Source organism: Rhizobium sp. P43, from assembly GCF_056730705.1.
Genome location: NZ_CM161539.1, coordinates 629,145 through 642,097, shown reverse-complemented (window position 1 = coordinate 642,097; position 12,953 = coordinate 629,145). Strand labels below are relative to the sequence as shown.

General features: G+C 61.1%; 9 protein-coding genes. 2 read left to right on the top strand and 7 right to left on the bottom strand.

The window, feature by feature from the left end; translation table 11 throughout:
• The first annotated feature begins 68 nt into the window (after window positions 1-68).
• Together AC1PUL_RS03045 and AC1PUL_RS03040 are read left to right on the top strand one after the other, a co-directional pair.
• Entirely contained in the window at window positions 69-3,452 is a 3,384-nt protein-coding gene (locus AC1PUL_RS03045; RefSeq protein ID WP_480466561.1) for a hybrid sensor histidine kinase/response regulator, read from the top strand.
• A complete protein-coding gene (locus tag AC1PUL_RS03040) occupies window positions 3,445-4,368 on the top strand; it encodes a response regulator (RefSeq protein WP_480466560.1) in 924 nt (307 codons plus the stop codon). The genes AC1PUL_RS03045 and AC1PUL_RS03040 overlap by 8 nt, the downstream gene beginning before the upstream one ends.
• Before the next feature lie 231 nt (window positions 4,369-4,599).
• Here the strand turns inward: AC1PUL_RS03040 and AC1PUL_RS03035 are convergent, their stop codons facing one another.
• From AC1PUL_RS03035 to AC1PUL_RS03005, 7 genes are all read right to left on the bottom strand, one after another.
• Window positions 4,600-5,715, bottom strand: coding sequence for a branched-chain amino acid ABC transporter substrate-binding protein (locus tag AC1PUL_RS03035; RefSeq protein ID WP_480466559.1), 1,116 nt, complete (start codon window positions 5,713-5,715; stop codon window positions 4,600-4,602).
• 163 nt (window positions 5,716-5,878) lie between these two features.
• Window positions 5,879-6,232, bottom strand: coding sequence for a DUF6867 family protein (locus tag AC1PUL_RS03030; protein ID WP_480466558.1), 354 nt, complete (start codon window positions 6,230-6,232; stop codon window positions 5,879-5,881).
• Window positions 6,233-6,250: 18 nt separating this feature from the next.
• A complete protein-coding gene (locus tag AC1PUL_RS03025; protein ID WP_480466557.1) occupies window positions 6,251-6,979 on the bottom strand; it encodes an ABC transporter ATP-binding protein in 729 nt (242 codons plus the stop codon).
• Window positions 6,979-7,851, bottom strand: coding sequence for an ABC transporter ATP-binding protein (locus AC1PUL_RS03020; RefSeq protein WP_480466556.1), 873 nt, complete (start codon window positions 7,849-7,851; stop codon window positions 6,979-6,981). Before AC1PUL_RS03020 ends, AC1PUL_RS03025 begins: the two co-directional genes overlap by 1 nt.
• Window positions 7,851-9,200 (bottom strand): high-affinity branched-chain amino acid ABC transporter permease LivM, encoded by a 1,350-nt coding sequence (gene livM / locus AC1PUL_RS03015; RefSeq protein ID WP_480468468.1) that lies wholly within the window; start codon window positions 9,198-9,200, stop codon window positions 7,851-7,853. The genes AC1PUL_RS03020 and livM overlap by 1 nt, the downstream gene beginning before the upstream one ends.
• 49 nt (window positions 9,201-9,249) lie before the next feature.
• Window positions 9,250-10,152 carry a branched-chain amino acid ABC transporter permease gene (locus AC1PUL_RS03010; protein WP_298462799.1) on the bottom strand — a complete coding sequence of 301 codons (903 nt, stop codon included), beginning with the start codon at window positions 10,150-10,152 and terminating at the stop codon, window positions 9,250-9,252.
• Window positions 10,153-10,425: 273 nt separating this feature from the next.
• Window positions 10,426-12,852 (bottom strand): GcvT family protein, encoded by a 2,427-nt coding sequence (locus tag AC1PUL_RS03005; RefSeq protein WP_480466555.1) that lies wholly within the window; start codon window positions 12,850-12,852, stop codon window positions 10,426-10,428.
• Window positions 12,853-12,953 lie beyond the last annotated feature (101 nt).

The window sequence follows — 12,953 nt, the reverse complement described above, 5'->3', positions numbered from 1 at the left end:
CTATTCTGGACAATCCCGTGAAAATGCCTAAAGGAAAGCCACTTAACAAAAGGCGCTAGATTTTAGGCATGCCGGCACGCCAACGCATCATCCCCGTCCGCCGCGAATACAATCGCTGGGTCGCGAACCAGACGCTGGAAGATTATGCCTTGCGCTTCACGGCCAAGGGTGCCCGAAAGTTTTCGTCAAGCCGCATCTCCCAGACGGCAATCGGCGCCATTTCCTTTCTGGCGCTGGAGGCGATCGGCGGCACTATCACGATCGCCTACGGAACCACGAACGCCTTCTTCGCCATTATTGTTGCCGCCGTCCTGATGCTGTTGGTCGGCATTCCGATCAGCCGCTACGCCATCCGCCATGGCGTCGACATCGACCTGCTCACCCGCGGCGCCGGCTTCGGCTATATCGGCTCGACGATCACCTCGCTGATCTATGCCGGCTTCACCTTCATGCTTTTTGCGATCGAAGCCTCGATCATGACCAAGGCGCTGGAACTCGCCTTCGGCATTCCGCTCTGGCTCGGCTACATCATCTCCGCCGTCGCCGTGCTGCCGCTGGTCACCTACGGCATCCGGATGATCTCGAAGTTCCAGCTGATCACCCAGCCTTTCTGGATCGTGCTCAACATCCTGCCCTTCGTCTTCATTGCCTTTCTCGACTGGGAGAAGATCGACCTTTGGATCGCCTTTGCCGGCGTCGATCACTCGAACGCCCATCTCGGTGAGGCAGCCCCCTTCAATCTCCTGGAGTTCGGCGCCGCCTCCGCCGTCATCCTGGCGCTGATGCCGCAGATCGGCGAACAGGTCGACTTCCTCCGCTTCCTGCCGCCCGAGGGCGCCCGCAAGCTGCACCATCGCATCGGCATCTTCCTCGCCGGCTCCGGCTGGGTCGTGCTCGGTGTGCCGAAGCTGCTGGCAGGCTCCTTCCTCGCCGTCCTGACGCTCTCGACCGGCGTGCCGATCAGCGAGGCTGCCGACCCCGCCCATATGTATGTAGCCGCCTTCGGCTACATGATCCCCAATGAAACGGCGGCCATGCTGCTGATGGCGGGTTTCGTGGTGATCTCGCAGCTGAAGATCAACGTCATGAATGCCTATGCCGGCTCGCTTGCCTGGTCGAACTTCTTCTCGCGCCTGACCCACAGCCATCCGGGACGCGTCGTCTGGCTGGTTTTCAATGTGGCGATCGCCCTGCTCTTGATGGAACTCGGCATCTACGGCCTGCTCGAAGAGACGCTCGGCATCTTCTCGATCATCGCCATGAGCTGGCTTTGCGCCATCTCGGCCGACCTCTTCGTCAACAAGAAGCTCGGCCTCTCGCCGCCCGGCATCGAGTTCAAGCGTGCCCATCTCTACGACATCAACCCGGTCGGCTGCGGCACCATGGCGCTCTCGACCGGACTGGCGCTCGCCGCCCATTTCGGCGCCTTCGGCTCGACCATGGCCTCGCTCTCGACCTATGTGACGCTGGTCGCCTTCCTCATCTCCCCGCTCCTCGCCTGGTGGACGGACGGCAAGTTCTATCTCGCGCGCAAACCGCGCCACAGCTGGAAGAACCAGACCGGCATCACCTGCTCGATCTGCGAACACCCCTTTGAGCCGGAAGACATGGCCTGGTGCCCCGCCTATGCGGCCCCCATCTGCTCACTCTGCTGCACGCTCGACAGCCGCTGCCACGACATGTGCAAGCCGCATGCGAAGATCAATGCCCAGGCCGCAACCGTGGCCCGCGCCTTCCTTCCGCAAGCGGTGATTGAAACCTTCTCCACCCGGCTCGGGCGCTATGCCCTGACGGCCATGCTGTCGATCTCGGTGATCGGCGCCATTCTCGCGATCATCGCCCATCAGGTGAATGCCGCGACACCGGATATGGCAGACGTGGTCAACCGCACGGTGACGGTCGTCTTCTTCATCTTTGCGATCATCGCCGGCATCGTCTCCTGGTTTTATGTGCTCGCCCATGACAGCCGGGTGGTGGCGGAAGAGGAATCCTCGCGCCAAAATACGCTGTTGCTCAAGGAAATCGCCGCCCACCGCAAGACGGACGCAGCACTCCAGAATGCCAAGGAGACGGCGGAAGCGGCAAACCGCGCCAAGAGCCGCTATGTCGTGGGCCTCTCCCACGAACTGCGCACGCCGCTGAATGCCGTGCTCGGCTATGCCCAGATCCTGGAGCGCGACGAGACGATACCGGTGCCGCGCCAATCGGCGATCAAGGTCATCCGCCGCTCCGCCGACCACCTGTCGGGCCTGATCGACGGGCTGCTCGACATCTCCAAGATCGAGGCCGGTCGCCTGCAGGTCTTCTCCAACGAGGTCAACATCCAGGACTTCCTCGACCAGCTCATCGACATGTTCGCCCCTCAGGCCGCGGCCAAGGGCATCCTCTTCGAGCATCAACGGTCGCGAAACCTGCCACTCTACGTCCGCACCGACGAACGCCGGATCAGGCAGATCCTCGTCAATCTGCTTTCCAATGCGATCAAGTTCACCGATGAGGGGACCATTCGATTCACCGTCGATTATCGAAGCCAGGTCGCGACCTTCACCGTCAGCGATACCGGCCGTGGCATCTCCGAGAAAGACCTGAACCGCATCTACGAGCCCTTCCAGCGCGGCGAAGCGGACAATATCCGCCCGCAACCGGGCCTTGGCCTTGGCCTCACCATCACCAAGCTGCTAACCAACACGCTGGGCGGCGAGATCTCGGTGACGAGCGAGCGCGACAAAGGCTCGACCTTCAAGGTCCGGCTGATGCTGTCGGCCATCGACCGGCCGAACACCGCTCCCGCCCCCGAACGCAAGATCGTCTCCTATACCGGACCGCGCCGCACCATCGTTGTCGTCGACGACAACGAAGATCATCGCGAGCTGATGCGCGAAGTTCTCGCGCCGCTCGACTTCGTCGTCCTGACGGCAGCCGGCGGCACCGAATGTCTGACGCTGATCGAGGGTGTGAAGGCGGATCTTTTCCTCGTCGACATTTCCATGCCCGGCATGAACGGCTGGCAGCTTGTCGAAAAGCTCCGCGATGCCGGCCAGAAGGCGCCGATCCTGATGCTCTCCGCCAATGTCGGCGATGCCCCGGCCCCCGGCGGCGAAGGCCATGACGACGCGATCGCCAAGCCCGTCGACATCACGCGCCTGCGCGACAAGCTGGCCCGCTTCCTCGGCCTCGACTGGATCTACGCCGACGATCCGCGCCTTCTGCAGCCGGCCACACCGGCGGAGAGGCCGATATCGCCGGGCGCAACCCATGTGGAGGAGTTGATCAGCCTCTGCGATATCGGCTATGTGCGCGGGATCGAGGCAAAGCTCGCCGAACTCGGCGGGCTGGGAAACAACACGGCCTTTGTCGATGCCGCCCGCGCTTACGTGCAGGCCTTCGACCTCGCTGGCCTGCGCAGCTTCCTCGCCTCCTTCCAAACCGGCGGGGAGCCGATCCATGGCTGAGGCGAACCGCCGCGACATCGTGCTTCTGGTGGACGACAGTCCGGATGCCCTCGGCTTTCTGACCGAAGCCTTGGAGGCCTCCGGCTATTCCGTGCTGATTGCCACATCGGGCCATGCCGCGCTGTCGATCGTCGCCCGCATCAGCCCGGATCTTATCCTGCTGGACGCTGTGATGCCGGGCATGGACGGCTTCGAGGCCTGCCGGACGCTGAAGGCCGACCCGGTCGTCGCCCAGGTGCCCGTTATCTTCATGACCGGCCTCACCGAAACCGAGCATGTGGTGAAGGCACTCGAATCGGGCGGCGTCGACTATCTCACAAAGCCGATCAACATCGACGAATTGCGCGCCCGGATCCGCGTCCACCTCTCCAATGCCCGTTCCGCCCAGAGCGCCAGGGTCGCACTCGATGCGGCCGGTCGACATCTGCTCGCCATCCGTGGCGACGGGCAGGTGCACTGGACGACACCGCAGGCCAACCGCCTGATCGAGACGGCGACCGGCCACCAGGACCGGATCGGTGATGTCGCCAACGCCGCAGCCGCCTGGCTCACCGCACGCCGTGCCGGCGCCTCACCGCAGACCGAGACCACCTTTCCCTATGCCGGCGCAACGGGCCTGCCGCTGACGCTGTCCCTGCTCGGCACGATCGGCGCGGACGAATATCTCTTCCGCCTCACCTCCGCCAATCGCCAGAGCGAGGACGAGATGTTGAGGGAACGCTTCGGCCTGACCCATCGCGAGAGCGAGGTTCTCCTCTGGATCGCCAAAGGCAAGGCCAACCGCGACATCGGCGAAATCCTCGGCCTCTCCTCGCGCACGGTGAACAAGCACCTCGAGCAGATCTACTCCAAGCTTGGGGTGGAGAACCGTGCATCGGCGGCTGTCAAGGCGGCAGGCGTGCTGCGCGAGACGTGAGCGACAGTAGCGAATAGCGTCGTCGGTCGGCACCGCCATGCAGTCAAGCTCTTTTGCCTGCCCCTCAATAGGTGACAACGGCTGTCAGTGTCCTGCACAAGACTGCTCGCCCCGCACTACTCCCTATTCTTTACTCCCTACTCGCTATTCGCCATTCGCCAGCCCAAGCCCCCACAACGCAAAAAGCCCGGCGCGAGGCCGGGCTTTCCGTCGGTCCGATGAAGGATCGAATTAGTTCTGGAAGTACGAGTACTTGCCGTCCTCGCCCTTCTTCCAGGTGTACATGACGTAGTCCGGACGGGTGATGTCGCCCTTCGCGTCGAAGCCGAGTTCGCCGATAACGGTCGTGTAGGGACCCTTTTCCTTCAGAGCCGTTGCAACGGCTTCCGGATCGGAAGAGCCAGCAGCCTTGGCAGCTTCTGCGATGACCTGCAGGGCAGCGTAGGAGTACAGCGTGTAGGCTTCCGGTTCGAAGCCGGCGTCGCGGAACTTCTTCACAGCGTCAGCAGCGTTCGGGTTCATGCGCGGATCCGGCGGGAAGGTCATCAGCGTGCCGTTGACGGCGTCGCCGGCGATCGAGGCCAGTTCGTTCGAGGTGATGCCGTCGCCGGACATCATCGTCGCGGTCAGGCCCTGGGTTGCCATCTGGCGCAGGATCAGGCCGGCTTCGGTGTGCAGACCGCCGAAGTAGACGACGGAAACGCCGGCTTCCTTCATCTTGGCGATCAGAGCCGAGTAGTCCTTTTCACCGGGGGTGATGCCTTCGTAGATCACTTCGGTAACGCCGAGCTCGTTCATCGCCTTCTTGGTTTCGTCAGCGAGACCCTGGCCGTAAGGCGTCTTGTCGTGAACGACAGCAACCTTGGCGTCCTTGAAGTTGTCGGCGATGTACTTGCCGGCAACTGCGCCCTGCTGGTCGTCACGGCCGCAGGTACGGAAGGTGTTCCACAGGCCGCGCTCGGTGAAGTTCGGGTTGGTGGAAGCAGGCGTGATCTGCAGGATGCCGTTTTCAGCGTAGACTTCAGACGCCGGGATCGAAACGCCGGAGTTGAAGTGACCGACGACGAACTTTACGCCGTCAGCAACGAACTTGTTGGCGACCGAAACGCCCTGCTTGGCGTCCGAAACGTCATCGCCGAGAACGATCTTGATCGGCTCGCCGTTGATGCCGCCAGCTGCGTTGATGTCGGCAGCAGCCTGCTCGGCACCCTTCTGGAGCTGCGCACCGAAGGCAGCGTTCGGGCCGGTCAGCGGGCCGGCGACGCCGACCAGGATTTCGGCATAGGCGTTGCCGCTGAAGGCGACCATGGCCGACAGCGCAACAGCCGAAAGGAGGGACTTCTTCATATTTTGACTCCCAAGTTTTTTATGCGGGTTAGGATAAAACCCTGCGCAATACCCGCTGTAACTGCGCCGGAAAACTGTTCCACTCTTTGTATCTGGCCGAGGCCTTATGTATTGGCAGACCGAAGCCTTCTGTCGCCAATCTGCGACAGAAAACAACGGCTTGTCAATCTTTGTTCTTCCACGAGAAATACGAAGTTCTCTCGTAGAGCCAGTAATAGTTATCGACCATCTGTGACGTCCGGCGCGCCTGGAAACCAGCCGCTGCAAACGCCATCAGAAGCACGACGTCGATCACGTAGAAGAAGGGGCTGAGGAAGGGCCCGCCAAACAGCGAGAAGTGCAGGAACCGCATCGCAAATCCCAGCCCCAGGATGTAGACGAACACGGTGCCGTAGCCGTTCCAACCCTCGGCCGCCGCCCTGCCCGTGCGCCATGCGGTCCACAAACCGAGGAGCAGCACGAGAAATCTGAGCACGTAGCGAACTGTCGTGTCGCTTTCGAAAAACAAACCTTGCATGTCAATTACTCCCCGCGCTCAGTGATGGCCGCCTTCGAGATAGGCCGCGCGGACCGACGGATCGGCCAGCAGTTCCTTACCCGTGCCACTCATTGTCACCTTGCCGTTGACCATGACATAGGCACGGTCGGACAGCTTCAGTGCGGCGAAAGCGTTCTGCTCGACGAGGAAGACGGTCAGCCCCTCTTCCTGGTTCAGCCGCTTGATCTGCTCGAAGATCCCCTTGACGATCAGCGGTGCGAGACCGAGCGACGGCTCGTCGAGAAGCAGCAGCTTCGGACGCGACATCAGCGCGCGACCGATGGAGAGCATCTGCTGCTCGCCACCCGACAGCGTGCCACCGCGCTGGCTCTGACGTTCCTTCAGGCGGGGGAACATGGTGAAGACCTTCTCCACGTCCTCCTTGAAGTATTTCAGATCGTCGAGACCGGCACCCATCTGCAGGTTTTCCAGCACCGTCATGCGCGGGAAGATGCGGCGACCTTCCGGCGACTGGGCGATACGGCGACGCGCGATCAGATGCGTCGGCAGCTTGGTGATGTCTTCGCCGTCGAACATAACCTGGCCGGCACGCGCCTGCGGGCTGCCGCAAATGGTCATCATCAACGTCGACTTGCCGGCACCGTTGGCGCCGATCAGCGACACGATCTCGCCCTTGTGGACTTCGACGTCCACACCGGCCAGCGCACGGATATTGCCGTAATAGGTCTCGACGGCGGAGACCTTCAGAAGCGGTTCAGAGGACATCAGTTGTTCCCTCCGGCAACGGCTTCGACTTCATGGATTGCTTCATCCAACTCTTCATCCTCGACACCCAGATAGGCCGCAATGACCTTCGGGTCGTTCTTGACGTAATCAGGCGTGCCGTCCGAGATCTTCTGGCCATATTCCAGCACCACGACGTGGTCGGAAATCTGCATGACGACCGACATGTCGTGCTCGATCAGGAGCAGCGAGGTGCCTTCGTCACGGATGCTCTTGAGCAGCGTGTTGAGCGCCAGCGATTCCTTCGGGTTGAGACCCGCGGCCGGCTCATCGAGGCAGAGAAGCTCGGGGCCCGTGCACATGGCGCGGCAGATTTCCAGACGGCGCTGGGCGCCATAGGGAAGATCACCTGCCGGATCGTCGGCACGCTCGATCAGATCGGCTTTTTCGAGCCAGTAACGGGCCTTCTCGATCGATTCCGCCTCGGCCTTCTTGTAGGCCGGCATGCCGAGCAGACCGAGCACGGTATAGCCCGATGCCTTCATCAGCGCATTGTGCTGCGCCACCAGAAGGTTCTCAAGAACGGTCAGACCCGAGAAGAGCCGGATGTTCTGGAAGGTACGGGCGACCTTCGCCTTTTTGGTGATCTCGAAATCGGGCAACCGCTCGAGAAGATGCTTCTGCCCGGACTTCTGGTTCAGCGTGATCATGCCCATGGTCGGCTTGTAGAAGCCGGTGATGCAGTTGAAGACCGTGGTCTTGCCCGCACCGTTGGGACCGATCAGCGCGGTGATTTCGCCGCGCTTGGCTTCGAAGGAGAAGTCGTTGATGGCCATCAGACCACCAAAGCGCATCGACAGATGCTCGACTTTCAGAATGGTGTCATTGCTCATTGTCGTGTTCCCGGAAGCCATCAGCCGTGACCTTCCTTGGTGAAGCTGCCCGAGACGGCCTTGCGCTCCCTGAGGAAGGCCGTCGGCTCTCTGCTGCCGACGAAACCGCGCGGCTTGAACAGCATGACCACGACCATGGCGAGGCCGAAGAGGATCATGCGGTAGAGTTCTGGCGTGAAGTCGGGACCGAAGATATGCTTCAAGAATTCCATCTCACGCAGCGCTTCCGTGCCGCCGATCATGACGATGGCCGCAACCGCGATCCCCGTCAGCGATCCCATGCCGCCGAGAACGACGATGGCGAGGATGACGGCAGACTCGAGGAAGACGAAGCTTTCCGGCGAAACGAAGCCCTGGCGGGCAGCGAAGAAGGAGCCGGCAAAGCCGCCGAACATCGCACCGATCGCGAAAGCGGTGAGCTTGGTCGTGACAGTGTTGATGCCGAGTGAGCGGCAGGCGATTTCGTCTTCACGCAGCGCTTCCCACGCACGGCCGATCGGCATGCGGCAGAGCTTGATCGTGACATAGGCCGTCAGGCAGCACAGAGCCAGGATCACGTAGAAGAGGTAGATCTTGTAGTAGGCCGACGACATCGGCAGGCCGAACATCTTGGCGAAGCCATCCGGCGACGCGTTGAATTCGATGCCGAAGAAAGTCGCCTTCGGAATGCTGGAGATACCGAAGGTACCACGGGTCACGTCCTGCCAGTTGATCAGCACCAGTCGGATGATTTCACCGAAGGCGAGCGTCACGATGGCAAGATAATCGCCTCTAAGACGCAGAACCGGGAAGCCCAGGATGATGCCCCAGAAGGCCGCCAGGATGCCGGCGAGCGGCAGCAGGATCCAGAAGGACAGGCCGAAGTTCTGGGCGAGCAGCGCATAGGAATAGGCACCGACCGCGTAGAAGGCGACATAACCGAGGTCTAGCAGGCCGGCGAGACCGACGACGATGTTCAGACCCCAGGCCAGCATCACGTAGATAAGGATCTGGATGCCGAAGTTGTCGACATATTTCAGCGAGCCCTGGACGCCCGTGAGCGCCACGATGACCGGCGGATAGAGGATCAGTGCAATCAGCGCGATCTTCAGGAAATGCGTCTTGATGAACGGCTGCTTGGCGTCGATGTCGTGCACCGGCACGGCAGCCGACTTCTTCTCCTTGCGGGCGGCGAACCAGGGCGCCAGGAAGGCGACCATGGCGAAGCGACCGACAGCCGCAATGATCACGAAGATCGCGAGCAGGCCCCAGCGCGGATACCAGATCAGCTCGTTGGCCATGTTCTGATCGGTCTTGATGCCGATGTAGAGGCTGAACAAGCCGAGAGAGAGAAGGCCGGCGAACAGGCCTTCCTTGATGGCGCGCGCCATTATGCCGGACGAAGCGGCACCGTTTACGTTTGCAGGAGTAGTCATGGGATCAAACCTTCTCGACTTCCGGACGTCCGAGGATGCCGGTGGGCTTGAAGATCAGCACGAAGGCCAGGATGGCGAAGGTCGCGACATCCTTATAGGCGATGCTGAAATAGGCCGACCAGAGCGACTCGATAAGGCCAATCAGCAACCCGCCGAGCACCGCGCCCGGGAGCGAGCCGATACCGCCGAGAACGGCTGCCGTGAAGGCCTTCACGCCTGGAATGAAGCCGTCATGGAACGATGCGACACCGTAATACATGAGGTACATCGTGCCGGCGACGGCCGCGAGCGCTGCACCCATGACGAAGGTGATGGAGATCGTGCGGTCAACATCGACGCCCAGAAGAGCCGCCATCTTGCGGTCCTGTTCGGTCGCACGCTGCGCACGGCCGAGCGGGGTCTTGTTGACGATATACCAGAAGGCTGCCAGCAGAACGGCCGTGACGACGACGATGATCACCTGCTTGACCGCGATGGTGACATTGCCGAAATGCAGCACTTCGCTGACCAGCGGCGGGATCGGCTTGTTGCGCGGACCCTGCGAGATCTGGATGAAGTTCGACAGAACGATCGACATGCCGATCGCCGTGATCAGCGGCGCAAGGCGGAACGATCCGCGCAGCGGCCGATAGGCGACCCGCTCGATCGTCCAGTTCCACAGACCGGTCATCAACATTGCAACGATCAGCATGATCAGCAGCGCAAGCGCCACCGGAATGCCGGCGAAGAAGGATGTGAGAATGAGGAAGACGATCAGAGCGGCAAAGCCGCCGAGCATGAAGATGTCACCATGGGCAAAGTTGATCATGCCGATGATGCCGTAAACCATCGTATAGCCGATAGCCACGAGGCCATAGATGGATCCAAGAGTCAGCCCGTTGATGAGCTGCTGGATAAAATAGTCCATACATTATCCCCCGGACGCACCTGATTACTGCGTCTCATTTTGTTGTCCCTGGCGGGCATAGGCGTCGGAGGATTCCATATCGCTTTGTCCGAAAATGTGAAGCCTAAAAGGCAGGCAGGGGATAAAATGTTACTGTTAAGCGGCAGTTTGACCCTTGAAATGACAGGTCACACAAAAAAACAGCAGAAAAAGCTTACGAAATCAGCAGGTCGCCGGAGCGACCTGCCGTCCATCAGACAAAACTAAAGCAAGCCCATATTTGTGGAAAACGGTTCAGTTTCTCATTCGCGACCCGTTCGCGTCAAATAGCGACTGAGGCTGCAAACGGGCGGGCAGGATTTCCCCAAGAATTTCCACACTCCAGCCGTCGATTTCGTCGGCAATCTCCTTCGGCACGTAACCGATGGCGACAGAAACGCCGCTCGGATGGGCAAAGCCGCCCGAGGTGACCCAGCCGCACACCTCGCCCTTGTAGGAGATCGGCTCGTCGCCGATGACATCCGCATCTTTGGCCTCGACGATGAATGTGCGGAGCCTCAGCTTGCCGCCGGAGAGCTTCTCCTCGATCGCCGCCTGCTTGCCGATAAAGCTCGCCTCTTTCTTTAGCGCCACGAAGCGCGACAACCCGGCCTCGAGCGGCCCATAAAGCGGCCGGAATTCACGTGACCAGCTGCCAAAGCTCTTTTCGAGCCGGAGCGCATTGAGTGCGCGCAACCCGAAGAGCGAGATATTGAACTCCGCCCCGGCCTCCATCAGCGCCTCAAAGACGTGACGCTGATATTCCGGCCGCATCCAGATCTCGTAGCCGAGGTCGCCGGTATAGCTGACACGGCCCAGAATGACCGGCGCCATGCCGAGATCCATTTCACGGATCGCCATGAAGGGCAGCGCTGCATCGGAGACATCCAGATGGGTGAGCTTGGCCAGCACGTCGCGCGACTTCGGTCCGGCGATCGACAGGCCGACAAGGCTGAGGTTCAGCGCCTCGACATCAACGGAACCATCCTCCGGCAGATGGCTCTCGAACCAGCGCATGTGATAGTCCTCGGCAATGCCCGAGCCGATGACGAGGAAGTCTTCGTCGTCGAGATTGGCGACGGTGAAGTCACCGATCAGCTTGCCCGCCTCGTTCAGCATCGGCGCGAGCGCCATGCGACCGACTTCGGGGATCTTGCAGGCGAGCATATGGTCGAGCCAGTCGCGCGATCCCTCCCCGCTCACCATGTATTTGGCAAAGCCCGAGGTCTCCATCAGACCGACGCTGTCGCGCACGGCCTTGGCTTCGCGCCCAACCGCCTCGAAGTCTGTGGAGCGGCGCCAGGAGAAGGCATCCTCGACACCTTCGGGCGCAAACCAGAGCGCCGATTCCAGCCCATAGGACGCGCCGAAGACAGCACCGGCCGCCTTGAGCTTGTCATAGATGGGCGTCGTCAGCAGCGGACGGGCGCCCGGCAGCTCCTCATTCGGATAGCGGATCGAGAAGCGGCGGGAATAGTTTTCGCGCACCTTGGCATTGGTATAGGCAAGCGTCGCATAGTCGCCGTAGCGGCAGACATCCATGGCGAAGACATCAAAGCCCGGATCGCCTTCGATGATCCAGTTGGCGAGCGCCAGTCCCACGCCGCCACCCTGGGAGAAGCCCGCCATAACAGCGCAGGCCGACCAGAAATTGGTCATGCCGCGGACGGGGCCGACGAGCGGATTGCCATCCGGCGAGAAGGTGAAGGGGCCGTTGATGATCTTCTTGATGCCGGCATTGTTGAAGGCCGGGAAATGCCGGAAGCCAATTTCCAGCTCATTGGTGATGCGCTCCAGGTCTTCGGCGAGAAGTTCATGGCCGAAGGTCCAGGGCGTCTCGATCGGCGACCACGGACGGCAATCCTTTTCATAGGTGCCCATGAGCATGCCGTTGCGTTCCTGGCGGATATAGATCTCGCCGTCGAAATCGACGCAGTGCATCAGCTCCTTGCCGGTCGTCTTGTTGAACTCGATGACCTCGGGCATGTCCTCGGTAATCAGATACATGTGCTCCATGGCGAGCACCGGCAGCTCCAGCCCGACCATGCGCCCGACTTCGCGCGCCCACAGACCGGCGGCATTGACGACATGTTCGCAGCGGATCTCACCCTTGTTGGTGATCACCCGCCAGGTGCCGTCTTCCAGCTGCACCAGATCCTCGACCTTGGTGTGCAGATAGATCTCCGCCCCGTTCTTCTTCGCCGACTTCGCATAGGCATGCGTCGTGCCATAGGGGTCGAGATGGCCCTCATGCGGATCGAAGACGGCGCCAACGAACTGCTTGGGATCGAGCAGCGGCATCATCTCATAGGCTTCCTGCGCCGAAATCAGCGTCGCCTCGCCGCCGGCATATTTGCCCTTGGCAAGCAGCGACTTCATCCAGTCGAAGCGCTCCTTGGTGGCGGCCAGCATCAGGCCGGAGGTCATGTGCAGGCCGATATCCTGACCGGAATACTCCTCGATCTCCTTGTAGAGCTCGACCGTGTATTTCTGCAGCTTGGCAACGTTCGGATCGCCATTGATCGTGTGCATGCCGCCCGCCGCATGCCAGGTGGAGCCGGAGGTCAGCTCCGAGCGCTCGAGCAGCACGACATCGGTCCAGCCGAACTTGGTCAGGTGGTAAAGCACCGAACACCCGACGACACCCCCGCCGATGACGACGACACGCGCATGGCTCTTCATGGAAAAACGCTCCCCTTGGCGGCAATGATTGATGCAACAAAGCTAGATTGCGCGCGTGAAAGCCAGAAGACCATGCTGCGACGAAAGATGTCGCATCGATG

What these genes read in the sequence shown, in the direction of transcription:
- AC1PUL_RS03045 (WP_480466561.1), top strand. Translation starts at nt 69, where the DNA reads ATGCCGGCACGCCAACGCATCATCCCCGTCCGCCGCGAATACAATCGC.
- AC1PUL_RS03040 (WP_480466560.1), top strand. Translation starts at nt 3,445, where the DNA reads ATGGCTGAGGCGAACCGCCGCGACATCGTGCTTCTGGTGGACGACAGT.
- AC1PUL_RS03035 (WP_480466559.1), bottom strand. Translation starts at nt 5,715, where the DNA reads ATGAAGAAGTCCCTCCTTTCGGCTGTTGCGCTGTCGGCCATGGTCGCC.
- AC1PUL_RS03030 (WP_480466558.1), bottom strand. Translation starts at nt 6,232, where the DNA reads ATGCAAGGTTTGTTTTTCGAAAGCGACACGACAGTTCGCTACGTGCTC.
- AC1PUL_RS03025 (WP_480466557.1), bottom strand. Translation starts at nt 6,979, where the DNA reads ATGTCCTCTGAACCGCTTCTGAAGGTCTCCGCCGTCGAGACCTATTAC.
- AC1PUL_RS03020 (WP_480466556.1), bottom strand. Translation starts at nt 7,851, where the DNA reads ATGGCTTCCGGGAACACGACAATGAGCAATGACACCATTCTGAAAGTC.
- livM (WP_480468468.1), bottom strand. Translation starts at nt 9,200, where the DNA reads ATGGCGCGCGCCATCAAGGAAGGCCTGTTCGCCGGCCTTCTCTCTCTC.
- AC1PUL_RS03010 (WP_298462799.1), bottom strand. Translation starts at nt 10,152, where the DNA reads ATGGACTATTTTATCCAGCAGCTCATCAACGGGCTGACTCTTGGATCC.
- AC1PUL_RS03005 (WP_480466555.1), bottom strand. Translation starts at nt 12,852, where the DNA reads ATGAAGAGCCATGCGCGTGTCGTCGTCATCGGCGGGGGTGTCGTCGGG.